Source organism: Hominiventricola filiformis (genome assembly GCF_020686965.1).
Taxonomy (GTDB): Bacteria; Bacillota; Clostridia; order Lachnospirales; family Lachnospiraceae; genus Hominiventricola; species Hominiventricola filiformis.
Genome location: NZ_JAJEPS010000014.1, coordinates 24,514 through 47,590, shown reverse-complemented (window position 1 = coordinate 47,590; position 23,077 = coordinate 24,514). Strand labels below are relative to the sequence as shown.

22 protein-coding genes are annotated in these 23,077 nt (G+C 42.1%); 14 read left to right on the top strand and 8 right to left on the bottom strand.

What is annotated here, in order from left to right:
- Positions 1–28 precede the first annotated feature (28 nt).
- Together LKD36_RS12925 and pdxR are read left to right on the top strand one after the other, a co-directional pair.
- The gene (locus LKD36_RS12925; RefSeq protein ID WP_308459825.1) at positions 29–1,384 is read left to right on the top strand and encodes an MATE family efflux transporter; all 1,356 of its coding nucleotides are present in this window, start codon (positions 29–31) and stop codon (positions 1,382–1,384) included.
- A 30-nt stretch (positions 1,385–1,414) separates the two neighbouring features.
- Complete coding sequence (gene pdxR / locus LKD36_RS12920; RefSeq protein ID WP_118769816.1) at positions 1,415–2,812, top strand: MocR-like pyridoxine biosynthesis transcription factor PdxR; 1,398 nt, start codon at positions 1,415–1,417, stop codon at positions 2,810–2,812.
- Positions 2,813–2,874: 62 nt separating this feature from the next.
- Here pdxR and LKD36_RS12915 read toward each other — a convergent pair whose 3' ends face one another.
- Entirely contained in the window at positions 2,875–3,744 is an 870-nt protein-coding gene (locus tag LKD36_RS12915) for a phosphoribosylaminoimidazolesuccinocarboxamide synthase (RefSeq protein ID WP_308459824.1), read from the bottom strand.
- 300 nt (positions 3,745–4,044) lie between these two features.
- On the opposite strand from LKD36_RS12915, the gene LKD36_RS12910 reads away from it, so the two are divergent.
- From LKD36_RS12910 to LKD36_RS12885, 6 genes are all read left to right on the top strand, one after another.
- Positions 4,045–5,007 carry an AraC family transcriptional regulator gene (locus LKD36_RS12910; protein WP_308459823.1) on the top strand — a complete coding sequence of 321 codons (963 nt, stop codon included), beginning with the start codon at positions 4,045–4,047 and terminating at the stop codon, positions 5,005–5,007.
- 113 nt (positions 5,008–5,120) lie between these two features.
- Positions 5,121–6,461 (top strand): Wadjet anti-phage system protein JetA family protein, encoded by a 1,341-nt coding sequence (locus tag LKD36_RS12905; protein WP_308459822.1) that lies wholly within the window; start codon positions 5,121–5,123, stop codon positions 6,459–6,461.
- A complete protein-coding gene (locus tag LKD36_RS12900) occupies positions 6,458–7,120 on the top strand; it encodes a DUF4194 domain-containing protein (protein WP_308459821.1) in 663 nt (220 codons plus the stop codon). Before LKD36_RS12905 ends, LKD36_RS12900 begins: the two co-directional genes overlap by 4 nt.
- Entirely contained in the window at positions 7,077–10,427 is a 3,351-nt protein-coding gene (locus tag LKD36_RS12895) for an SbcC/MukB-like Walker B domain-containing protein (protein ID WP_308459820.1), read from the top strand. Before LKD36_RS12900 ends, LKD36_RS12895 begins: the two co-directional genes overlap by 44 nt.
- 88 nt (positions 10,428–10,515) lie before the next feature.
- Positions 10,516–10,857: a cupin domain-containing protein gene (locus LKD36_RS12890; protein WP_118769822.1), complete on the top strand. Its 342-nt coding sequence runs from the start codon at positions 10,516–10,518 to the stop codon at positions 10,855–10,857.
- Between the two features lie 17 nt (positions 10,858–10,874).
- Complete coding sequence (locus tag LKD36_RS12885) at positions 10,875–11,762, top strand: SseB family protein (protein WP_308459819.1); 888 nt, start codon at positions 10,875–10,877, stop codon at positions 11,760–11,762.
- Between the two features lie 48 nt (positions 11,763–11,810).
- On the opposite strand, the gene LKD36_RS12880 is transcribed toward LKD36_RS12885, so the two are convergent.
- The 4 genes from LKD36_RS12880 to LKD36_RS12865 form a co-directional block, all read right to left on the bottom strand.
- Positions 11,811–12,455 carry an SdpI family protein gene (locus LKD36_RS12880; RefSeq protein ID WP_118769824.1) on the bottom strand — a complete coding sequence of 215 codons (645 nt, stop codon included), beginning with the start codon at positions 12,453–12,455 and terminating at the stop codon, positions 11,811–11,813.
- Complete coding sequence (locus tag LKD36_RS12875) at positions 12,442–12,723, bottom strand: autorepressor SdpR family transcription factor (RefSeq protein ID WP_118769825.1); 282 nt, start codon at positions 12,721–12,723, stop codon at positions 12,442–12,444. Before LKD36_RS12875 ends, LKD36_RS12880 begins: the two co-directional genes overlap by 14 nt.
- Before the next feature lie 164 nt (positions 12,724–12,887).
- The gene (locus tag LKD36_RS12870) at positions 12,888–14,186 is read right to left on the bottom strand and encodes a tyrosine-type recombinase/integrase (RefSeq protein WP_008396995.1); all 1,299 of its coding nucleotides are present in this window, start codon (positions 14,184–14,186) and stop codon (positions 12,888–12,890) included.
- 83 nt (positions 14,187–14,269) lie between these two features.
- Positions 14,270–14,893, bottom strand: a complete 624-nt coding sequence (locus LKD36_RS12865) for a helix-turn-helix domain-containing protein (RefSeq protein WP_008396996.1) — start codon at positions 14,891–14,893, stop codon at positions 14,270–14,272.
- A 237-nt stretch (positions 14,894–15,130) separates the two neighbouring features.
- Between LKD36_RS12865 and LKD36_RS12860 the strand changes: the two genes are divergently transcribed.
- Together LKD36_RS12860 and LKD36_RS12855 are read left to right on the top strand one after the other, a co-directional pair.
- On the top strand, positions 15,131–15,364 hold the full coding sequence (locus LKD36_RS12860) for a helix-turn-helix domain-containing protein (RefSeq protein ID WP_008396997.1): 234 nt from the start codon (positions 15,131–15,133) through the stop codon (positions 15,362–15,364).
- 1,054 nt (positions 15,365–16,418) lie between these two features.
- Positions 16,419–17,984: a MobA/MobL family gene (locus tag LKD36_RS12855; RefSeq protein WP_015559481.1), complete on the top strand. Its 1,566-nt coding sequence runs from the start codon at positions 16,419–16,421 to the stop codon at positions 17,982–17,984.
- A gap of 74 nt (positions 17,985–18,058) precedes the next feature.
- On the opposite strand, the gene LKD36_RS17570 is transcribed toward LKD36_RS12855, so the two are convergent.
- Genes LKD36_RS17570 through LKD36_RS12840 form a run of 3 tightly spaced genes read right to left on the bottom strand, consistent with a single transcriptional unit; the run spans position 18,059 to position 20,705 of the window.
- Positions 18,059–18,625: an accessory gene regulator B family protein gene (locus tag LKD36_RS17570; RefSeq protein WP_008397001.1), complete on the bottom strand. Its 567-nt coding sequence runs from the start codon at positions 18,623–18,625 to the stop codon at positions 18,059–18,061.
- On the bottom strand, positions 18,622–19,356 hold the full coding sequence (locus LKD36_RS12845; RefSeq protein WP_015559482.1) for a LytR/AlgR family response regulator transcription factor: 735 nt from the start codon (positions 19,354–19,356) through the stop codon (positions 18,622–18,624). Before LKD36_RS12845 ends, LKD36_RS17570 begins: the two co-directional genes overlap by 4 nt.
- Positions 19,353–20,705 (bottom strand): ATP-binding protein, encoded by a 1,353-nt coding sequence (locus LKD36_RS12840; RefSeq protein WP_308459818.1) that lies wholly within the window; start codon positions 20,703–20,705, stop codon positions 19,353–19,355. Before LKD36_RS12840 ends, LKD36_RS12845 begins: the two co-directional genes overlap by 4 nt.
- 337 nt (positions 20,706–21,042) lie before the next feature.
- On the opposite strand from LKD36_RS12840, the gene LKD36_RS12835 reads away from it, so the two are divergent.
- From LKD36_RS12835 to LKD36_RS12820, 4 genes are all read left to right on the top strand, one after another.
- Positions 21,043–21,564: a matrixin family metalloprotease gene (locus LKD36_RS12835; protein WP_008397006.1), complete on the top strand. Its 522-nt coding sequence runs from the start codon at positions 21,043–21,045 to the stop codon at positions 21,562–21,564.
- 15 nt (positions 21,565–21,579) lie between these two features.
- A complete protein-coding gene (locus LKD36_RS12830; RefSeq protein WP_008397007.1) occupies positions 21,580–22,251 on the top strand; it encodes a hypothetical protein in 672 nt (223 codons plus the stop codon).
- Positions 22,252–22,478: 227 nt separating this feature from the next.
- A complete protein-coding gene (locus LKD36_RS17565; RefSeq protein ID WP_015568874.1) occupies positions 22,479–22,625 on the top strand; it encodes a cyclic lactone autoinducer peptide in 147 nt (48 codons plus the stop codon).
- Positions 22,626–22,643: 18 nt separating this feature from the next.
- Positions 22,644–23,063 carry a hypothetical protein gene (locus LKD36_RS12820; protein ID WP_008397010.1) on the top strand — a complete coding sequence of 140 codons (420 nt, stop codon included), beginning with the start codon at positions 22,644–22,646 and terminating at the stop codon, positions 23,061–23,063.
- Positions 23,064–23,077 lie beyond the last annotated feature (14 nt).

The window sequence follows — 23,077 nt, the reverse complement described above, 5'->3', positions numbered from 1 at the left end:
TCTGTTATTTATGAGGAGGAGTTCTGTCATGCAGTTGAATATGACGAAGGGAAAACCGCTGCCGGTGATTTTGATGTTTACCGTACCGCTTATTATAGGAAATGTATTTCAGCAGCTTTATAATATGGTCGACACAATTATAGTAGGACGCTATGTTGGTGCAGACGCACTGGCTGCCGTCGGTTCTACCGGTACGATCATGTTTCTTATTACCGGTTTTTCACAGGGAATCACTTCCGGTTTTTCGGTCCGCGTGTCTCAGAAATACGGCGCGATGGATAAAGTAGCGGTAAAAAGAAATGTCGCAAACGGAATTTTACTGTCTGTTATTTCTATTATGATTATGACCGCATTTACCTCTTCGGTGATGCGTCCGCTTCTTCGCCTTATGAATACTCCGGACAATATCTATGATATGGCGTATTCTTATATTATCGTAATCTGCGTCGGTATTGCAGCAAATATTTTTTATAATCTTTTTTCCGCATACCTGCGTGCTGTGGGCAACAGCCAGGTGCCATTGTTTTTCCTTGTCTTTTCCGCCTGTCTCAACGTGGTGCTGGATATTCTGTTTGTTGTGAAAATTCAGATGGGTGTAGCCGGAGCTGCATGGGCAACGAATCTGTCTCAGGCAATTTCAGCAGTCCTCTGTGCGGTCTACATTTGGGTGAAAGTACCCGATCTGAAGCCGGAACCGGATCAGTGGAAAATTTCTCCGCAGGATACCCATCCGCAGCTGGCTGCCGGAATTCCTATGGCATTTCAGTTCGCCATCACAGCTTCCGGTACCATGATCATGCAGTCGGCGATCAACCTGTTTGGCTCTGAAGCAGTTGCAGCCTATACGGCAGCCGGAAAACTTCAGAATATTCTGACGCAGGGAATGGTTGCCATGGGACAGACCATGGCAACTTATGGAGGTCAGAATTATGGATGTGGAAATCTGAAGCGAATCCGGGCTGGTGTCCGTGCCGCTCTGTTTGCAGAATTCATTTATTCTATTGCGGCAGCAGCTGTTATGATTCTGCTCTTGAAACCGTGTCTTCACCTTTTCTTCTCGGGAGATGTGGATATGACGGCCATGATGCCGTGGGCGACAACGTATTGCTACATGTGTGCTGCTTTCTTTCTGCCGCTTTGCACAATTTTTATTTTTCGGAATATTATGCAGGGATGCGGATATGGTTTTTTGCCTATGATGGGCGGTGTATCCGAGCTGATCGCAAGACTCATTGTATCCCTGATTGCAATGAGACTTTTAAGCTATCCGCTGGCATGCTTCGCCGATCCTGCTGCCTGGATAGCAGCCGGTGCTTTTACCTGCGTTTCTTATCTATATGTCATGAAACAGATCGAAAAAGAGTTTTCTCAAATTCGATATTAAGCTAAGAACAGATTGGAGAAAATCGGACGTATGATAACCTACAATCTTATGGATACAGGCACGGATTCGTTGTATGAGCATCTGTGTAAATGCATAAAAAAAGATATTATACAGGGAAATTTAATGCCGGGAGAGAAGCTCCCCTCGAAGAGAGTGTTTGCTTCCAATCTGGGAGTCAGTGTGATTACCGTGGAGAATGCCTATGCCCAGCTGGTGGCGGAGGGATACATCTATTCCATGCCGAAAAAAGGTTTTTATATTGCAGATGTAGGTGTATTGAAGACGAGAGAGCACGAGATGATTCCCGAAAAGGCAGTATCTTTGCCGAAGAAAGAGATTGCCTGGTTTGCGGATTTTTCCAGTAACCAGACATCGTCAGAGTTGTTTCCATTTACTATCTGGTCAAGAGGAGTACGGGAGATTTTGAGTGACAGCCGGGTGGAGTTGATGAAGAACTCTCCCTGTGGAGGAATTTCTGATCTGCGGGAAAATATTGCCCGGTACCTGTGGGATTTTCGCGGTATGTCTGTTCGTTCAGAACAGATCATTGTGGGAGCGGGAACAGAGTATCTTTACGGACTTCTCATTCAGCTCCTTGGCAATGATAAGGTCTACGGTGTGGAAAATCCGGGTTATCGGAAGCTGGAAAAGATCTATGGAAGCTATGGGGTGCCCTGTGAATGGATTTCCATGGATGAGGTGGGAATTCGGGTGGAGGAACTGGAAGAGAAGAATGTGGATATTATCCATATTACACCGTCCCATCAGTATCCGACCGGTATTGTCATGCCGGTCAGCAGGCGTTCGGAACTGCTTCAGTGGGCAGCGGATAAGGAAGAACGGTATATTATAGAGGATGATTATGACAGTGAGCTTCGACTGAGCGGACAACCTATTCCGACTCTGCAGGGAATGGATGTATCGGACAATATTATCTATATGAATACCTTTACCAAGACGTTATGCTCCACGGTCCGGATCAGTTACATGATTCTGCCGGAAAAACTGGTGCCGAGATTTTATCGGCAGCTATCCTTCTATTCCTGTACCGTATCAAACTTTGAACAGTATACTTTATCGCGATTTATTGAGGAAGGAAAGTTTGAGACTCATGTGAACCGGCTTCGGAATCACTATCGTAAAAAGAGGGATCTTCTGCTGGAAGCGTTAAAGAGAAGCCGTCTGAAAGATAGGGTGACGGTTTCCGGTGAGGAGGCAGGACTTCATTTTCTCATGCATATCCGGACAGAAGTGCCAGAAGAGCAGGTAATAGAGAAAGCCAGGAAGAGGGGAATCCGTCTGGTGCCCCTTTCCAGTTACTATTATGGAAATGCGAAAGAACAGAATGTCTATGTTATGAATTATTCTTCCATAGATATTGACCGGGCGGATGAGATTATGGAACGGATCTGCGTCAGCTGTGAATAAAAAGAAGTGTCAATCCGTGAAAGAAACTTTCCAGTCCCTTTTCACAGATTGACACTTTGGTTTTATAAATCTTTTCCGGTAAGCATTTTGTATGCCTGCAGGTATTTTTCAATGGTCTTGTCCACGATTTCCTGCGGAAGTGTCCAGTCATTGTCCGGATTGGCTTTGAGCCAGTCACGCGCGAACTGTTTATCGAAGGACGGCTGTCCGTGACCCGGTTCATAACCTTCAGCCGGCCAGAAGCGGGAGCTGTCCGGAGTCAGCATTTCGTCACCGATGACCAGATTACCTTTCTCATCAAGGCCGAACTCAAACTTGGTGTCTGCAATAATGATGCCTTTGCTCAGTGCGTATTCAGCGCACTTCTTATATAATGCAATGGTGTTGTCACGCAGGAGAGTTGCGTATTCTTCGCCTTTTCCAGGGAAATATTTCTCCAGATGAGCAATGCTCTGCTCAAAGGAAATATTCTCGTCGTGATCACCGATCTCGGCTTTGGTGGACGGTGTGTAGATAGGTTCAGGCAGTTTATCGGATTCTTTCAGACCTTCCGGCAGTTTGATGCCGCAGACAGTACCGTTCTCCTTGTAGCTTGCCCAGCCGCTTCCGGAGATGTAACCACGGACGATACATTCGATAGGAAGCATCTCGAGTTTCCGGCACATCATGGATTTGCCATCGAACTTGGGCTGCTGGAAATATTCCGGCATGTCTTTCACGTCAACAGAGAGCATGTGGTTCGGCAGGATGTCTTTGGTCATATCAAACCAGAATTTGGACATCTGTGTCAGAACGGTACCTTTCTTTGTGACCTCGTTGTGCAGGATCACATCAAAACAGCTGATGCGGTCCGTAGCAACCATGATAAGGCTGTCGCCATTATCATAAATCTCGCGTACTTTACCTTCTTTGATCGGCTTTAATTCCTGCATGTTTTGCACCTCTTCGCTTAAGATTATGTAAGAAATTCTCAATAAAAAGTAACATTGTTTCCGGGGACCTGTCAAGACGAAATTTGTATAATCTGAAGAAAGAACAGTTTTGATGACAAAATGTATGGAAAATGTCAAAAAATGCAAAAAAAGACAGTTTTTAGATAAATGAAAACCTTAAAAGAAATACTTTATTTTGATATAGTTTTGTATGGACATTTTGGGAGTCTGGGGATAGAATAACCGGGATGGGAGTCTGGTTGACAATCTCATAATTCAACTTTTGGGGGTGACATCATTGTGGATGAGAAAATGATCAGCGATCTGCGTATGAAATCCGGAGCGCACTGGAAGAAGATTGTAGAGAAATACGGCAGCGGAGAAAAGGGGACTGTACTGGATTTTAAGGATTTTCTGCAGGGTCGTCAGGCGGCTTCTGTAACCCTTCATGGGTGTAGCGTAGAACTTCCGGTACACAGACAGAATTTTATTGAATTTATTTATGCTTATGAAGGACGTATCGTCACAGAGATCAATGGCAAGGAACTGGTGCAGAAAAAAGGGGATATTCTGCTTATGAACCAGTATGTGGAACATCGTGTAAAACCAACAGGCAATGAAAATGAAGCACTGATTCTGGCGGCACTTCCGGATTTTTTTGAAAAGCCTTTGGAAATGATGAAGAAACAAAGTCTTATTACGGATTTTCTGGCTAATATGTTCCGGCAGAACAGTAAGAAACCGGAATATCTTATGTTCCATCTGGATGATCAGCGGGCGTTGGAAAATCTGGTAGAGAATCTGACAGTGTCTCTTTGTGATGAAGATGTCTGTAAGAATTCCGAGATCAGCCAGTATACCATGGGACTGATTTTTCTCTACTTAAGTGAACATATGGATCGGGTGGCGCAGAATTCATCTCAGAGTTATAAATCAATTATTATTAATGAGACGCAAAAATACATAGAGCTGCAGTACCGCACGGCAAGATTAAGTCAGATTGCAGAGGATTTTAATTTGAGTCTCCCGGCATTGAGTAAGTTGATTAAAGAAGGAACGGGAAACACTTTCCAGGAACTGCTCATGAAGAAGCGGTTCGAGCGGGCGGCAGAACTTCTTATAGACACGAATCTTCCTGTGGAGGAGATTGCGTTGAATGTGGGTTATGAAAATCAAAGTTATTTTCATCGTCAGTTTAAAATGAGATATAATATCACACCTCGCAGATATCGGTTAGTTCACAGACGAAAGATGGGACGCTGATGACAGGAGGCATGCTTTTACAAATTGTGAAGGCATGCCTTTTCTTTTTCTTGAAATCCCTGTATAATAAAATTTTAATGGAGAATGGAAGAAGGGCAGGTTAGTTTATACAAATGAATCTGTTAGAACGGATTCCGAAGGACTTTTATAAGCTTTTCGGAAGCAAATATATGGAGTATTATATAACATTTCTGGTGGCCATCTATGAGGAGAGCAGCCGGTCTTATTCTGCGCTGGGGCTTACCGAGCAGGAGTGTCGGGCTATCATCAATGAACAGCTGGCATCAGCTACCATTGACTGGAGTGAGGAACGTTTTGACGAGGAAGGAAGTCTTCTGACCAGAAGTAATATGGCAGCGGTCTGCCTCCGGTATTTTGAAGAGTGGGGATGGCTTAGACAGGACTTTGACGAAACGCTGAACAGCTATGTCGTGTCATTTCCTGAGTACAGCCAGCTTTATGTGGAGTTGTTTCAGAAATTATCCGTGGAAGAGGACAGCGAGGAGCGGGAGAGTGTGCTGGCTGTGTACAGCTATCTTTTTACCTACAGTGCAGACCCTGAAAAAAATACAGAGATGCTGAGAAGTGCCCTTCGTACTTCCCGGAGGCTGTCACAGATGCTGGCAGCCATGCAGGAAGGTATGAGAGGGTATTTTGATGAACTGTCAGGAAAGAAGGATTTTCGTGGTATTCAGGAGGTGCTGATCCGGGAAATTCATAACAGTGACAGTAAGAAATACGCGATTCTGACGACTACGGACAGCTTTTATCGTTACAAAGAGGCTGTAAAAGAGTTAATAGACCAGAATATGAGCAATCCTAAGACTGATGATGAAGCGGCAGAAATTCTGCTCAGAATTGAGCGGGAGTTTGACAGCATTGAACGGAGGTACAACCGGCTCATTGAACAGAAGACGGTCTTTGCCAGCCGTGCAGCGGCGAGAATTCGCTATATTTTGAGGGAAGGTTCTACAGAAGAGGATCAGACACTGCAGCTTGTGAATCTTCTGAACCAGAGCAGCCGAAAGGAAGAAATTCTGAAAGAACTGGCATCCTCCATGGGTGTCACTTCTCCTTATCGAGTAATCACAGAGAAGAGCTTTTACACACCCAGGAATATGGAAAAAGAAGCATTTCAGCCGGTATCCGTATATACAGGAGCAAATGCTGATTCCGGTGAAATGGAAGATTTTATTTTGCAGCCTCTGTATACAAAAGAAGAGATCCGGTCTTTCCGAAAAGAATATGAAAAGAATGGAGTCTTTTCTGTTACAAAAGACGTAATACATTCCGTGGAAGATCTGGAAAAACTGTTCTTTATCTGGCAGGAAGCTACCGAGCGGCAGGATGATGCTCAGCGGATTGCCATTGGAGACGAGATTCGGGGCGAAGGAGGACTTACGTTCTCAGATCTTACCATAGAGAATGCAGAAGAGGAGAAAGAGAAAGCATGAGTACATATTTAGAAGAACTTTCGTTGTCGGAAGCGGAAGAAGTAAAACGGACGATCCGGGATCTGTTCCGGCAGACCTGCATTCTCCAGACCAAATATGATCCGGCGACGTTGACGCCAAGGGATAACCCGAGATATCAGACCTGTGCGAAACACCGGGCATTCATTGAGGATTATGTATCCGTACTTGGATGTGAACTGATCCATGACCCGCAGGAACATATTTTCCGACTGACCGGGGAAGGAGCCGCAGTGGAGCGTATGTCCATCACGACAACGCTGCTGGTGTTAATTCTGAAACTGATTTACCGGGACAAAGTGCTGGGAGAAGGTCTTCATGCTACGGTGACAAATCTGCCGGAAATGCGTGAATATGGAAAAGATACCAATCTGATTACGAGAAAATTGACCACGGCGGAGTGGAGAGAGGCACTGTATCTTATGAGAATGCATCAGATGATTGACGTGCCTGGTGCTGTCCGTGATGTGGACGATGAGACGCCCATCTATATTTATGGAACGATTAACCTGTACTGTTCTGCACTGGACATGAACCGTCTGGTGGAGAAATACAGAGAAGAAGTGCAGGAAGCAGAAAGCAGGGAGGAAGAGGAAGTTGAAGCAGGCGAAGAAGATTATAACCCGGATGCTGCTGAATAACTGGGGCGGAATCAGCCATCGAATGATGGAATTTCATGAATATGTGAATCTGTTCAGTGGAAAGAGCGGATCCGGAAAATCAACGGTCATGGACGCCATTCAGGTGGTGCTCTATGGAAGTATGTCCGCTTCCTTTCTGAATAAGGCAGCAGATGATGCAAAGAACCGAAGAAGTGTTATGAGCTATCTCCGCGGAGAGCAGAAGGACGGCACAGCAAATCGTGGAGGACAGGACTTTGGTTCCACATTGGTGCTGGAAATCAAAGATACGGGAAGCGGCATTACTACTTGTTTTGGAGTACTCTTTGAGATCGGAAGAGCCGATACGGATATCAATGGAAAATATACCTTTTTCAGCCACTCCGGATCCATGCCGGAGGATGAGTATCTGGAAGAAGGAGGGATTCCTTATTCCAGAGGGCGGATGAAGAAACTTTGTGAGGCCAGAAAGAGCAGTCCGGATAACCGGGGGAGAGGAGAAGTGAACCGTCTCTATCCGTCCAGAGAATCCTATGTGAACACCCTTTATGAAGTGATCTTAGGTTCCGTGGATGCACAGCGTCTGATGACTATGGAAAAGAGTGCCATCGCTCTTCGTATGACCAATGGTACCGGTCAGTTTATTAAGGATTATATGTTCCCGAAAAGTCGGGAGAGCGCCATCGAGAAGATCAGTGAACAGCTGGGGGCTTACAGGGAAATCAAAGAGCGCGTGGAGGATCTGGAGAGGAGAATCCGTCTGCTTAGTGAGATCCGGGAGAGCCACGAAGGTCTTATAAAGACCCGTGCGGATATGGTTCATGCAGAAACAGTGTTAAAATGCATTGAGATCGAGAGTACCAGAGCTCATCTGGAGACTAGAACCCAGGATCTGAAGAAAGAGACGGAAGCAGTTGCCAATCTTCAGAAACAGCAGGCGGAGGAAGAAAAAACATCGGAAACGCTGGCTGCAGAACTGGTGGAAGTTCAGGCGGCTCTTCGCTCCAGTGATTACGGACAGAAACAGAAGGAATTGACAGAACTTGAAAATACGGTTCTGCTGCTTTCCGGAAACAGCCGTCAGTGGAGAAAACTGCTGGATGATTTAAGCGCGTGGGAGACAGAGGAGACGGTTTCCGGCTATGTGAGTAATTTTGCTCTGCAGCTTCTGGATGAATTCCGTAAAGGAAAGGTCACGGAAGAGAACTGTAAGGAACTTCAGAAGCGTCTGGAAGAAGCCAGAGAAAATGTGGAAGAAGAGTTAGAGGATCTGACAGAACGGCAGCGCATACTGTCGGCAGAACTGGAAGAGAAAAAAGAGATTCTTGATGAGCTGAAGCATGATCGGAAGCCTTATGATAAGAATCTCCGGCAGGCCAGAACCCAGCTGGAGAGCGCCCTTTCCAATCTCTATGGAAAGAAAGCACCCGTTTACATTCTGGCAGATCTTTTTGATGTCACCGACGAAAAATGGAAAAATGCGGTGGAAGGACGACTGGGACGCCTGAAATACAGTCTGGTGACAGCGCCGGAATATGCCCTTGACGCGGCAAATCTGTTCCGCCGCCTGAAGAAGTTCCAGGAAGTTGATCTGATTAATACCCAGGCAATTTTGAAAGACCAGCCTCAGGCACAGCCGGGAACTCTCTATGAAGCGGTTTGTGCAGAAGAATCCTTTGTAGACGACTGTCTGAAACGGTATCTTGGACGCACCGTAAAATGTGAGTCTGTAGAGGAATTGTCCAAAGTACGTGACGGTGTGACGCCGGACTGCTATTCTTACAGCAATTATATGTTCCGTCATCTAAGGGAAAAAGATTATACTTTAAGAGCCTGCATCGGAACGAAGGTGTCCCGTACAAAAATGACGGAGTTTTCCGACAGGGTCAATGTACTGGAAAACGAACTGGAAGAGTATGCCTCTACTTGCAGAAGCCTGAAAAAAGCGTTGAATTTTGAAATGCTTCACATGGAGCCGAAGCATGTTCTGGAGTTATCTCAGGCAGCCGCAGATCTGGAGCGTTATTATAAGAAACAGGAGAAGCTGGAGAAGGAGATCTGTGAGCTTCAAAACGGCAGTCTGACAGCACAGCTGGAAGCACAGAAAGAAGAACTGACTGCGAAGCAGCAGGAACAGAATCGGAAAGTGGGAATGCTGCAGGCAGAGATGATAGAACATATTCGTGTGCAGGGAAGCATTGAGTCTGATGTAAAGAAATATGAGGAAAATCTGGCTGCATTGTCAGAAGGATTTGTGGAAAATGAAGAGCTGGCAGCAGAAGTCAGTGAGCAGCTGCTTACCCAGTCCGAAACCAGCTACCGCAATCGGATGACCAGAAAATTAGCTTCTTTACAGGAGCTTGAGCAGGAACAACAGGAAAACCGTTCCCGTGCCAGAATGGACTTCAACCGGATCTATGCATCCTATGGACTTTCCGGTGTGGAGAAGGAAAATGATGCCTACGACCGGATCCTGGAACAGTGTAAGAGGGACTATGAACCACAGTATAAGGAAGAATTCCGGATGCAGTGCGATCAGGTCTATACAAGCCTTCGGGATAATGTTATTGCGGCCATTCATGGAGAGATCAAAGCGGCATACCGCCATGCAAGAGAGATCAACCGTCTGCTTTCCCGGATTCGTTTTTCGGACAGTACTTATCAGATTGAGATCCGCCCGGCGGATAATGAGAACGGGCAGTTTTATGAAATGCTTATGGCCAGCGAACTGGACAGCAAGGTGCTGGATAATAACGGATTTGATGGCCAGATGAGTCTTCTGGAAGATGAATTTTATATGAAATACAAAGATAAGATTGACCTGCTTACAGAAAAATTTATGCCGCCACAGGAGGGCGATGCCCAGAACCTGAATGCAAAGCGGCAGGAGATGGAACAGTACGCAGATTACCGAAATTATCTGACCTTTAGTATGTATGAGCGCGTGGAGGATGAGGACGGATCTGTCAGAAAGAATCATGTGGATGAGATGGCGGGACGTGATTCCGGTGGAGAGGGACAAAACCCAAAATACGTAGCGCTGCTGGCTGGATTTGCCATGCTCTATATGCAGCAGAGCAGCCGGGAGTCCAAAGTGCGTCTGGTATTACTGGACGAGGCATTCTCCAAGATGGATAAGGAGCGAAGCGAGGTCTGCCTGCGCTATGCAAGAGAGCTTGATCTGCAGCTTATTGTATGCGTCCCGGATGAGAGATTACAGTCCCTTATCCAGAACGTAGACTGTGTCTATGGATTCAGGAGATTTCAGAATCAGATCAGTATGATGCATATTGATAAAGGGGATTACCTGAATCTGCTGGAAGGATGAGCAGGAGAAAATTCCGTGTGGCGGTTCTGACGGGAATATGGTACAATAAAAACAGTGACGCGAATGAAAGAGAAGGAGAAGAAAAACGATGGTTCGTAAAGCAGAGATTAAAGTCGTGGAAGGGCTGCGCGGGGGAAAAGGCCGTCTGGAAATGCACCATATACTGAAACCGGAAGAACTGAATGGACATGGAAGAGTGTATGCGCTGATCAGAATGGAGCCGCACAGCAGTATCGGATTTCATGAGCATATCGGTGAGACGGAGCCGTACTATATCATATCCGGACACGGAACTTTTATCGATAATGACGGAAGCCGGATTCCGGTGGGACCGGACGATGCCTGCCTTATTGAGTGCGGACAGAGTCACGGATTTGAAAATGACTCAGATGAAGAGCTGGTGATGATGGCTCTTGTATATAATGAGTAAGAATGGAGAAAAACAACATGGCAATCGACATTGAAAAATACAGAAATCAGCAGAAACAGACGGCAGCAGATGCAGTCAAAGATCTGAGAGAAGCATATGCGTTTATTTCTCTTACAACAAATATGCCGTATGTAGAGTGTGAAGAGGTGGACTATAATGATCAGATTCATCTGTTTGCACGTAAAGAAGATGCAGAAAGCATGCAGAAAGAACTGGAAGCAAAAGGTGACCGTGTCCGGATTCTGGAGCTGAAGACGGTGGAAATTCAGGTTCCGGCTGATCCAAAAAATCCGGCGGGGGAGAAAAAGACCATGTATCTGAATCAGGTGCGCCAGCATTTGGGAACGATGCCGTTTATTGGTGTGAATGCAGTCTGCTTCCACTCCGTAGGAGGCGAGGAAACCTGCATCGAGATTAAAGAGGTGCTCCCGGATGATTTCGAGAAAAAGGTTGGAGAGAATCCTCTGTACCAGCCGAATGTACAGCTGACCGGTCTTTATCTTATGCAGGAAGCACGTAAGAAAAAGGAACTGGTAGATCAGAAACACTTAAGAGAGCTGGACGAAGAGTTCTCTGCAAACATGGTGAAAGCGAAACTGTTCCTTGCTGTTCTGCCGCCGGAAGGCAAAGAGCGTGATCCGAAGCTGGAATTAAAAGAGTGCAGACTTCCTTATCTGAAACATCAGAGCGGTGATATTTTCTTCCCGGTATTTACAGATGTCTGGGAATTCCAGAAATACACAAAAGATAAGAAGAATCTTCGTTCTATCCAGATTCCGTTCAAGGATCTGACCAAATTCTGGGTACAGGATGCAAAAGCTTATATGATTAATCCCCTTGGTTTTGCACTTCCGTTGTCAAAAGAGATGATTCCGAAATTGTTAACTAAATTTGGAAATGAATAAAAAAGCTCCGGCCGGACATTGTTGTCCGGTCGGAGTTTTTTGCGGAAATCAGATTCCTTTACGATACCAGAGATAAGACATAAGGGTGGGAACCAGGCTTGCCACCATAATCATTGCGAACATAATGCCAAAGACCAGTTTTTGACTGGGGAGAAAGGCTGCCAGGATCAGGATGATACCTGCCGTGAAGAAGCATTTTCCGCCCAGACGGTGAGTTCTGCGCCAGTTCTCTTCGCTGCAAAGAGCCCATGGAGTCCGTATGCCCATGAAGAAATTACTTTTTACTTTCGGCAGTTCATTTCCAATAAAGAGGAACAGAATACCGATGGCGATCGTAATTACCAGTGGAATATTGACAGTTCCCGGACGGAAATTTTCCACCAGAGTGATGGAGGTCATGCCGAATAGAAAGAGCTGCATAAAAATACAGAACTGATCGTAAAAATGTTCAAATTTACTGTAGTTTTTCTTCCTCGGATCCACATGGGGAAGTATGTCGAACAGGATTGCGATGACAAGTCCCATACCGCTCATAAGAAATAAATGCCATTTCGCTTCGTAGGAGGAGGCTGCGCCGTTTAAATCCCAGCTTAAGGTAATCTGGTCAGGCAGCCGAAAATAGCAGACAATAGAAACAAGCAGAGTGATAAGCGGAATCACATAGTTTAAAATACGAAGTTTAGGATTCTTCATGGGAATCTCCTTTCTTTAAAGACATCATCCAGTTCAGGATATCGTCCAGTACACTTGTGTTTAATGTATAGAAAATAAATTTTCCCTTCTTCTCATCATCGATGAGTCCGGCGTTTTTTAAGATGGACAGATGATGGGAGAGGGATGCTCCGGTCATAGAGAAATGTTCCAGCAGTTCTCCGGCCGAGAGAGGGCCTGTTCGCAGCAGATTCAGGATCTCCCGTCTGGTGGGATCGGACAGGGCTTTGAAGCTTTCCTGAAAACCCATGAGATACCTCCTTACAGATAATAATTAGACATTTGTATAACTAAAATCTCAACTTTCCTTATTTTATGCGACTTGGCGGTATGCCTTGCCACTCTATATGTATCCTTTTCCCTTGTTTTTGCCCTTATGAGGTATCTACAAGGGAAAGTTTTTCTTATTCGATTTTATTCTCCAACCACCTTATCAAGTAGTCGGGCTGAGTTTCGCTTACCTTCTCGGTTAGCGTGTGCATAGACATTCATAGTGGTACTTACATCCGAGTGTCCAAGTAATTCCTGTACATCCTTTGGTGCTGCTCCATTTGAGAGCAGGTTTGTGGTATAAGTGTGTCGCAGGGTGTGGAAGTGGAAATTATCATCAAGCTCCGACAATCGTTTCCTTGCTGTCCTTAAAGCTGTCTCAACCGTTGCAGGGGCTTCGTATGCTCCGTCCGGTCTGATACATACAAGGTCAATCTCGTTGTAATCAAGCGGAATGTCCTCTGTGCCATCCAAATGATAAAGCTCATAGTAGATACGATTCTTTTCCTTAACTTCCCTGTAGTAGTTCCTCTGATAGAGTTCTCCGTAACTGAATACCTGCTTTCTCTGTTCCTTTTTCGCTTTCTTTAAGATGTCAGCGAGCGTATCACAGAAATCCACGATACGGACTTTCTTTCGCTTTGTCGGACCAATCTCGGTCTTGTGCCTTGCTCCGTTGTAACGGACACTTCTTCGTACTGTCAGATACTGTTCCTCAAAGTTAATGTCACTCCAAGACAGTCCGCATACCTCTCCAAGTCTAAGACCTGTGTAGTACGCTATCTGTACCGGCAGGACAGCAGGCTTGTTTCTTTCTTCCAGATACTCCATAAGCGTTTGATACTGCTCTGGTGTAATCGGGTTGATAACCTCTGCATCCTCATCATTATCAGAAAACAAATCCACATCTTCCTCGGCTTTCCTACGCATTACCACATACTGCATTGGATTGAATGTGATGTACTGCTTTGGAAAGACTGCAAATCGGAAGGACTGTTGCAGGACTGCGTGGAAAGAACGGATATAGTCGATGGTGTAACCCTTTGACTTAAAATTTCCTTCCTCACCGCCAAATGCAAGTAAATCCATAAACTTCTGCAAATGCTCCGAAGTGACTGTCTTTAGTTTTCTGTTTCCGATTGGGTGTTGTTTAATCCTGTTTACTGCCTGTAAATAGTTACCGACTGTACCGTTGCTAAGTGAACCCGTTTTCAAATCTTCCTCTGCCCATACATCTAGCATCTGTCCGAGTGTGAGGTTGTCCGCTTTGGCTAGAAATTTCTTTGCGTCATAATCCTCCATAGCCTTGCGTAACATTTTCTCTGTCTCTGATTTGCTCTCCGTACCTGCAAATTCTTTCTGAACCAAGTTACCACTTGCATCCTCCACATAAAAGCGGTAGTACCATTTCTTGCCTTTCTTCCTTACAGAACCTTTTGCCATAATCGTTTCTCCTTTCGATATCGGCAATCGGAACTGGTGAAATGCTTCTTGCGTGTAAGTATATCATAGCTCCGTCTGCCTATCTATACCGAATCGGGATCTTTTTCTGATAAAAGATTGGCTAGTCGATTTTTCGCTGTCTCAGGATTCTTAGAATACAGTCTTACAATATCGCCCATATCGTTCAATGCGTTGACGGTGTGGGTGATTTCTCTAAGGAACATAATCTCATTGTATTCCTTATTGGATTCAAACCCCATTGTCTGGGCGAGCATTTTGTTATCTGTATTTCCTTTGAAATTCTTACAAGCGAACTGGAACGAATCCACGAACAGCTCGTATTCCCGTAACATCAGTAGTAGCAGGTCTTTGGAAAAATCACTTTCGGACTGTTCCATATCATAAGGGAGCTTATTCAGAATGGAAGTCATCACATCACGAATCTGTAATTCTCTTTTATCCGTAATGTCTGTTTCGTATTCGTCCGTCTCACCTTTCAGCCATTCCACAGATACATGAAGTGCATCTGCCAGACCTTCTAAGGTCATTTTCTTGGTGTTATCAATCGTTCCTGCTTCGTATCTCTGAATGGTTGAGGCTGTCACGCCCATTTTTTCAGCGACATAAGGCTGGTTCAATCCTAACTCCTGTCTACGGCTTTTTGCTCTGCTACCGATTGTCTTTCGCAATTCTTTATCTTTTAACATACTTGCGAACCTCCTTTTTCGGTATGTCATTACTATACCACATAACACGATATATTGCAATACGCAATTCTATAAAAGATGATAGAATTTCGTAAGGCTTGACATAGCGTTATAAAAGATATATACTTTAATCAGAATTGCGTAACGCAAGTTTTAAAAAAGGCTAATCCTTTCTTCAAAAAGGAACATCCTCTGATATACAAGACTTGTAATCCTACGCAGGAATGAGGTGATCGAATGACAGAATTAAAGTTTGCTCTCTCCATTGAAGAAGCTGCCGACTATACAGGTATCGGAAGAAACACTCTTAGAAATCTTGTGGAATGGGAAAAGCTGCCTATCCTTAGAGTGGGAAGAAAAATCTTAATCCGCAGGGAACGATTAGACGAGTTTCTGATTCTCAATGAGGGGAAGGATTTACGAGACAGACACGCAGTAAAAGCGGTCAAGGGAACAATGAAAAATGAATAAGGGACAGTCCTAAGACCATCCCTCTGGTATGTATCTGACTAAAAGCCATGATATACCTACACGCAAATAGATTATATCACGGACAAGTCCTCAGATACAACCAGAACTTTTGGAAAATGAGGACAAGATGGATGTGAATGGGTGCAATCGTCCACCCAGTTATAGCTTGTTGGTAGGACAAGTCCACCCAAGATGCAAAAGGTGTTATGAATAGTCCACCCAAGCCAGAAAATGAAGTGGGTGCAACCATCCACCCAAGTGAAGCCGACTGGTAGGACAAGTCCACCCAACTTACAAAAAGTGCTGTGAGAAGTCATACCAAGTGTAGCTATGAAAAAAGCTGTCCGACCTATGACAAAAAGTGTACGCTACTATGATTTTGAGTGTCCAATCTATGGGGTACATTTTCAAAGAGTTAATAGTAAAAAGCTCTATTAAAATCAAAATGTAATAAAACAATGCACTATTAAAAATGAAATTTAATAGGAACTTTTACTACCACTTCCTTGCCAGACACAGTTTAAAAGTAAGCGAAGTAACACAATGCTATTGTCAGGGCAAAAATGCTAACGAATCGTGCTATTGTTTTTTCGATTTTAATAGCAGACTTCTACTGTTTCTACGGTTTTTGCTAAAAAGTCTGAATAATAGAACAATGCTATTGTTAAGGCAAAAGTGCTAACGGATTCGTCTATTGTTTCGCTGATTTTCATAGCAATCTTCTAGCATTTCTGTTAAGAAAAGGGAGTGCCGGATACGGCACATAAAAAGTGTGCCATTAAAGGCACAAAATTAGGTGCTGAGGGAACAGTTACAGCTAAAAGTGAACTTCATAAGCAAGCCCTCGGCGTTTGAGAGCGAAATACACCCATCGCACAAAACTTCGTTTTGTACTCTGTGTATTTCGCTCTGCGAGGCTTAGCCGCCACAAGGCGGATGTGTTCGCAAGACGAGTGCCTATGCACTCGCTCACAGGGAAAGTTTACTACTCACATCTCATCTATCTTATCTGTCCTCTTTTCCAAAATCAAAACTGGGAAAGGAGGAAATCGCTATGCCAAGAAATTCATTTGTGCAGATGTCAAAGCTCCATAATGTTCGTGGAAGAATCTATTATATCTCCAGTGACAAAAAACAGGAAAATCTCTATGCGGTATATGAAACCACAGACCGAAAATTTTGGACAGAACTTGCCAAGTGCAATCAGGCAGAATTTAAGAAAAGCGGTACAGAGGGAAAATGTATCGAAGCAAGAGAATTTATCATTGCCCTGCCGGAATCCTTTGTGGATTATCCGCCAGACGGACTATTAAAATATATGACGGATAAATTCAAAAGTCGGTATGGTGTTGATTGTATTGCAGCACTCCATCATAACAAACGAAAGACGAATTATCATATCCATCTTATCTTTGCAGAACGAAATTATCTTGACGAACCGATAGAAAAGATTGCCACCAGAAATATGTTCTATGATGAGAAAGGTAATCATGTTCGTACCAAGAAAGAAATCCTAGACGAGAATGGAACTATCCGTAAAAGGTGTAAGGTGATCAAGAAAGGTGAGGTCTACGAAAGACAGATGTTTACCATCAAGGACGCTCGCTTTAAGCAGGAACATTTCTTAGATGAGGTCAAGGTATTTTATACCGATGTCATCAACGGACTTGTCAAAGATGAGAAAGAAAAGCTGTCTGCATTCAAGCGTGGGGATGTCTATCTTGCCACTAAGAAAATCGGTAAGAACAATCCAAAGGCAGATAAGATTACACTCAATAATAAGGTCATACAGGACTGGAATCGTACTGTGGATCACGCTTTGGTATCGGGGATGGAGCGAAAGGAAATCTTAAAGGTAAAGCAGGAACAGATTTCAACTCCGATTAAGGAATCCATTCACAAGTATGGCAATCATCCGGAGCTTTTGTTTATGATTATCTTTCGGGCAATCGAGCTGTTAAAAGAACTCATAAAGTTGCTGATACAGAAACAGGAACAACAGAAAGCCAGAATCTCCGACCTTATGGAGCGAAGAAATGAAAAACAAGAGAAACAACCAGCTCCATCCGTTACACAGACAGACAATCAGACAATTCCTGCTGTGACCCAACCATTCAAAGCACCTGCTACTACTACCGCAGAAAAGACCGTTATTCCGCCAAGACCAAGAATGTCTGAGCTGGCACACGATTATGAGATGCGACTTGAAGAGATTATGGAGAAACTTAAACGACAAAACAGAGCCATTCATACGCAGGAAGTGAAAAAAGACCTTATTGACGAGGATTTGAAGAACTGTACAGGATTATTCCAAGGAAAGAAACGAAAGGAATTGCAGGCACAGTCTAACAAATACGCAGAAACGATTAAGATTATGAAGCAGGGATTATCCCATATCGTGCAGGATTACAAATATCCAACGGTAGATGCGTTCCTGCAAGTCTATAAACAAGGCAAGTCCGAGTATGAATCCTATGTCAAAGCAAACAAGGAATGGAACTCCAAGTATGGAGAAAACTCAATCCATCGAAAGCTGGCAGAAAAACAGGCAGAAGTTCAGAAACGGGAACAGGACAGAGATTTTAACTATCGTTCGCCATCAGACAGAGGAGCTAGATAATCTAATTAAATTCAAAAAAGATAAAGACCATCAAATTCTTTATCTTTTTTGAATATTTATGAAAAGTCATCCTGCTATTTAAAGTGTCTCATTAGATTTTTAATTGTTTCGACTATCATAAGAATGATTACGCAGAAAAAGGAATAAAACAATGTGGTATTCATCTTCGTGTTTCCAATTTTATAAAACAGCAGAAATCCAATGCTAACAATTATCACAGAAATAAGTTTATGTATCCATTTTTGTTTGGTGGTTAAACATATTTTATGGTTACTTATAGGTGCAAATAATATACACATAAGGACAAGTATCAAATATCCTAGTACAGTTGGCTTTAAATAGATTATAGCCCACTTATCAAGACAACCGAGAAAAAAGCTGCCTAAGATACATGTTAACTGCGTTGGAGCATGGGCACCTCCGGTATAATGTCGTAACAATGAAAAGGTAATTACCCAAATTAGGGTATAGCCGAGTGTATGTGATAAAACTCCCCATACGAACAATAACACTATGGTTATAAAAGTATTCAAAAAACATTCTAAGCCATATATGTATATTTCTAATTGATCCGCAGAAACATCCTCCCCGGATAGTTCTGCTAACTTATTAGCAATAGATGTAGCCCACTTCGTAATCATTCAAAATCCCCGCTTGTATCAAATCTTGTTGTATATTTGGCAAAAGCACTTATCACGTCTTTGGAATAAGAACGTGCGATTTGTGTAGTTAGATGATTTGACAATTCAATCGTTCCTGATGTAATACGATAGATATGTGCCATATTTACAATATAAGAACGATGGGTTCGGATAAATTCACTTGGCAAATGGACAATAATCTTATTTAGGGTAGACATTTGTTCATAGCATTTGCCGTCTACGGTCAATATATCCACATAATGTAATCTGCTCGAAAATGTCAATATATCTGCATAGGGAATACTTACAATTTCCTGCTTGTTTCGGTATATGTAGGTATTATTAGATAACTCCTTCGCGATTTCATCCAAACACAGAAAAAGAGTATTTTCCTTGACGGGTTTTAGCAAGTAGTTTAAAGCTCTGACTTCATATCCTCGGAATACATATTCTCTAAAAGCTGTTAAAAATACAATAATACCTTGATAACCAGATTCACGAAGGCGTTTAGCAACCTCAATTCCATTCATTTGCCCCATTTGTATGTCAAGGAAAAATGCTGAAGCCTGTATAGTTGTGCCTTCAGAATTTTTTGAAAAATATTCTTCGCCCGATTCGTATTCGTCAATTTCAATATCCCAATCATATTGCTGCCCGTATTTTCTTATTCCATTTTTCAGCCGTTCTGATTCGATCACAGAATCTTCAAGTATGGTTATTTTCATTTTCATAGTAGTTTGTTATTCTCCTTATCCGGTATCATAATATGTACGGAAAAAATTTTGTTATCAGATGTAATCTGCAATACGCCATCTGCCTTTTCTACAAGCTCTTTTACTCGTCTTATCCCAAGTCCATGTTCTTTTCCTTGTTTAACACTCAAAATGTCTCCATCAATGCTACCTTTTATCACACCATCATAATTATTTTCAATGTGAATCAGTATCATATTCTGGTAAGGTTTAATATAAAAATAAATGTATGGATGCTCGGTTGGATCAGAGATTATAAGTCTTTCTCCTGCTTCAATGGAATTATTCCATATATTTCCAAGTATGGATGAAAGCTCAACAGAATCAAGCGGAAAATTTTCAGGAGCCATAATAGAATATTCTGTCTTAATTCCGTGTTTTTCAGCATAATCAAGTTTTGCGGTAAGTATGCAGTCAATAGCAATATTTCCCGTTGCTATGGCACTTTGCGTAGTTGCAAGAGTGTTATGGTATTGCTCTGTATATGCTATAAGTTCATCCCATTTCTTGTCTTTTGCTAATACGTTGATTGCATCCACATAAATCTGCATATCATGTTTCATTTTTCGTAATCGTTCAGTTGTCTCAGATAAGCTATTGAACTCAGTCCTTTCCAGCTCATAAATCTTTTGTTCTTCCAGTAATCGTATGTTTTCTTCTTTTGAATAACCTAGCTGGTATATGTATAGCATCAATACTAAAAATAAAATAATAAAAAGCAAGTCAACCAATGATAGCCTAGCTGAAAAGGATGAATCACCAAATTTATCAACAGATTCCAAAGTCAGCCTTAATATGTAGTGCCCGATTGCAAGTCCAGAAATTGCGATGAAAATATATGCAACTTTTTGGAACGGTGAAAGAGATATGTCTTTGTTTCCAATAGAATGAAATAACAAGACAAAAACAGCTATCATTGCCAAATATAACATGGTATATGGCTTCCGTAATGTTCCACCTAATAATAGCTCCAGAGACGCTCCTTTATAAAGAGTAACGGGAATAAAGAACGAAATCTGTTCTGCAACTAAGCAAATGATGGAATACGAAAAGCCCCAAAAGATACGGCGAATTATACTATCACGATAGAACAATACTGCATATCCAATGTCCAAAACACAAGATGACATCAAAGTGCTGTAGGATGATATTCCCATTTTATTCAGCGTGCATAACACAGCAAACTGAAATGATACGAAAAGAAACATCAAAACTGCTTGATGTTTATAATTTGCTCGAATACGCAATTTTTTATGGATAAATATTATAAACAATGCCAGTTCTAAGAAATTAACAATATATTCCCATATTGAGTCAATATATAGCATAGCTACCACTTCCTTTAATCATTCTCCGTCATATTTTATCATCAATAAAGTAGGTACACAACATAATATGCTACCGTTTGTGCATAGTGAGCTACCATTCATGCATAGAGGTATTGAAAAGTATAAAGATTTTGTTATATTCAAGGTATACTACTACATCTTAAGTATTCTGAGAATCTATAATATGGAGTGGAGATGATAAGATGTCGTACTTTAGGAATATTAACAGGATATATAATGTGTACTAGTATGTGTTGCGTTTCAATTTTCATAAAGATAACCTTTAAGAATAATTGAAGATAACCGTTGTTACATGATTGAAAAGGAGTGAAGGAGTATGCATTTTAAAAAATCTGTTTTAAAAAATCATTTATTGTATAGCATTATAACTTTAATGGCTATAGCAATGCTATTTCCTATTACGGCATTTGCACAAGCTTATGTACAAACATGGGATCTTGTTGATTCTGGCAAACATCTAGACTATGACGGAAACAGCACTTACATGAGTTATATTAACACTGGGGCTGCCACATGGAATGCATATAAATCTGGAGTAATCAGAAAAGACAGTGCTTTTGTTGTAGAAGATGTATACGTAAGCGATGTCAATGCTTCGAATGGATGGGCAGGCATGACATATTCTAGTGGTAAAATTGAACTCAATACCTATTATATGAGCGGTTATAGTAATAGTAAAAAACAGAATGTAGCGACACATGAATTGGGACATGCATTAGGGTTGGATCACAGTACTTCAACAGATGTTATGGATGCAGCAATTACGGGACATACTAGTACGCAGGCATTATCTCAAAATGATAAAGATTCATATGATGCCGCATATAATAATTATTAGGGGAGGGAGAACGCTATGAAAAAATCAAGTATCTATGGTATTTTGTCTATTGTTCTTATCGTAGGAATGTTTTTTACAGGATGTGCATCCAAAAATAATGCAAGTCAACTGAATACAAATGTATCTAACTTGCCAATCCACCAGATGCACGCATCTTTTGTATATGATACTGATAACATTCGCGAAGCTGTTGGTATCTGTGATTACGTATTTGTAGCAAAGGTTGTCAGTTGCGATGGAACCGAGTATCGAAATGTTATAACGACTGAAGATGAAAAAGGAAATCCTAAGGAGGTCGGTTCGCCTTACACTAATTATACTATTCAGGTTCTCGAAAATATAAAAGGTGAACTTATTACAGATAAACCTATTCCTATTGTTAAACAAGGCGGAATTTCAGAAAAACAAGATGCTATTTATCTGTTTGAGAATGATTCACTGCCTTCCGAAAATTCCATTTATATCTTTTTGGCATATGCACAAGAGGATGGTTCGTTACTAATTTCTGGTCCAAATTCAAATGTAATGTGTAACGATTCGAATATGTATTCTATTAATTCTGTCTCAGAGGAAAAATCAGTTACAGAATACGATGAGTTTATTACATATAAAGATGCTAATGATAATGAGATTATTCCAGTTGATCGAGAGCGTTATAAATCTATATATGAGACTGACAATAATTAATCATTATTTCTGAAATATATAGATTAAAGATGGCAGGTAGGTGCTTAACCTATCTGCCATCTTTTCGGTTTTATACCTATATGTAGAACAGTTCGTGCATGTTGGGCTACCATTCGTGCATAGAGGGATTGAAAAAATTAAATACTCTGTTATATTAAGCACATACCATGGTAAACAAATAAAGTTGTCTGTAATTGTCAGACAATTAAGGAGGGGGGGTGAAAACGATGGACAATAAGCAAGTAAACAAGGCACCCCAGAAAAGTGCCCGTCTCGTACTTCAGGCAGTGACTGCTATTGCTCGAAGTAATGCAAATTCATTGTGCCGTGGTTTGTTGTATGAACCAAAAGTACCAACGCAGTTAAAAAAATAAGATTGGGAGGAATTGACTATGATGTTAAAAAGTTTAAAACAGAAGATTGCAAAAGTAGGTATTGGTTTGTTTTGTGCAGGATGTGTATTTCTTTCTTCAGCAGCATATTCTCAGGCGGCATCTTACACCGCTTATGCACTTAAACTGAATAAGACTAATAACTTTACCTCTATGCATGCAAAAACAACATCCGATGATTACATCACAAATGAGGTAACAGCAATTACCAATACCTCTTACGCAAATTTCTGGGCTGTCAATAACAGCAAGAGTAAAATATCTAATAAGTATAAGCAGGGTGTTGGAACAGGATCTTGTAATTTAATCTTTACCAAGAGCGGTTATAATTCTACTAACACACAGGTCGGTATGGGAATGGAAAATTATCAATCTCAATTATCAACTGCATTTGTAAGTGGAAATGTAGATTTTAGATAACAGAAGGGATGGGC

Coding starts and splice junctions, on each gene's coding strand:
- LKD36_RS12820 (WP_008397010.1), top strand. CDS start 22,644: ATGATGTTAAAAAGTTTAAAACAGAAGATTGCAAAAGTAGGTATTGGT.
- LKD36_RS12880 (WP_118769824.1), bottom strand. CDS start 12,455: ATGAAGAATCCTAAACTTCGTATTTTAAACTATGTGATTCCGCTTATC.
- LKD36_RS12830 (WP_008397007.1), top strand. CDS start 21,580: ATGAAAAAATCAAGTATCTATGGTATTTTGTCTATTGTTCTTATCGTA.
- LKD36_RS17570 (WP_008397001.1), bottom strand. CDS start 18,625: ATGATTACGAAGTGGGCTACATCTATTGCTAATAAGTTAGCAGAACTA.
- LKD36_RS12905 (WP_308459822.1), top strand. CDS start 5,121: ATGAATCTGTTAGAACGGATTCCGAAGGACTTTTATAAGCTTTTCGGA.
- LKD36_RS12860 (WP_008396997.1), top strand. CDS start 15,131: ATGACAGAATTAAAGTTTGCTCTCTCCATTGAAGAAGCTGCCGACTAT.
- LKD36_RS12885 (WP_308459819.1), top strand. CDS start 10,875: ATGGCAATCGACATTGAAAAATACAGAAATCAGCAGAAACAGACGGCA.
- LKD36_RS17565 (WP_015568874.1), top strand. CDS start 22,479: ATGGACAATAAGCAAGTAAACAAGGCACCCCAGAAAAGTGCCCGTCTC.
- LKD36_RS12875 (WP_118769825.1), bottom strand. CDS start 12,723: ATGGGTTTTCAGGAAAGCTTCAAAGCCCTGTCCGATCCCACCAGACGG.
- LKD36_RS12870 (WP_008396995.1), bottom strand. CDS start 14,186: ATGGCAAAAGGTTCTGTAAGGAAGAAAGGCAAGAAATGGTACTACCGC.
- LKD36_RS12925 (WP_308459825.1), top strand. CDS start 29: ATGCAGTTGAATATGACGAAGGGAAAACCGCTGCCGGTGATTTTGATG.
- LKD36_RS12840 (WP_308459818.1), bottom strand. CDS start 20,705: ATGCTATATATTGACTCAATATGGGAATATATTGTTAATTTCTTAGAA.
- pdxR (WP_118769816.1), top strand. CDS start 1,415: ATGATAACCTACAATCTTATGGATACAGGCACGGATTCGTTGTATGAG.
- LKD36_RS12855 (WP_015559481.1), top strand. CDS start 16,419: ATGCCAAGAAATTCATTTGTGCAGATGTCAAAGCTCCATAATGTTCGT.
- LKD36_RS12835 (WP_008397006.1), top strand. CDS start 21,043: ATGCATTTTAAAAAATCTGTTTTAAAAAATCATTTATTGTATAGCATT.
- LKD36_RS12915 (WP_308459824.1), bottom strand. CDS start 3,744: ATGCAGGAATTAAAGCCGATCAAAGAAGGTAAAGTACGCGAGATTTAT.
- LKD36_RS12845 (WP_015559482.1), bottom strand. CDS start 19,356: ATGAAAATGAAAATAACCATACTTGAAGATTCTGTGATCGAATCAGAA.
- LKD36_RS12865 (WP_008396996.1), bottom strand. CDS start 14,893: ATGTTAAAAGATAAAGAATTGCGAAAGACAATCGGTAGCAGAGCAAAA.
- LKD36_RS12890 (WP_118769822.1), top strand. CDS start 10,516: ATGGTTCGTAAAGCAGAGATTAAAGTCGTGGAAGGGCTGCGCGGGGGA.
- LKD36_RS12900 (WP_308459821.1), top strand. CDS start 6,458: ATGAGTACATATTTAGAAGAACTTTCGTTGTCGGAAGCGGAAGAAGTA.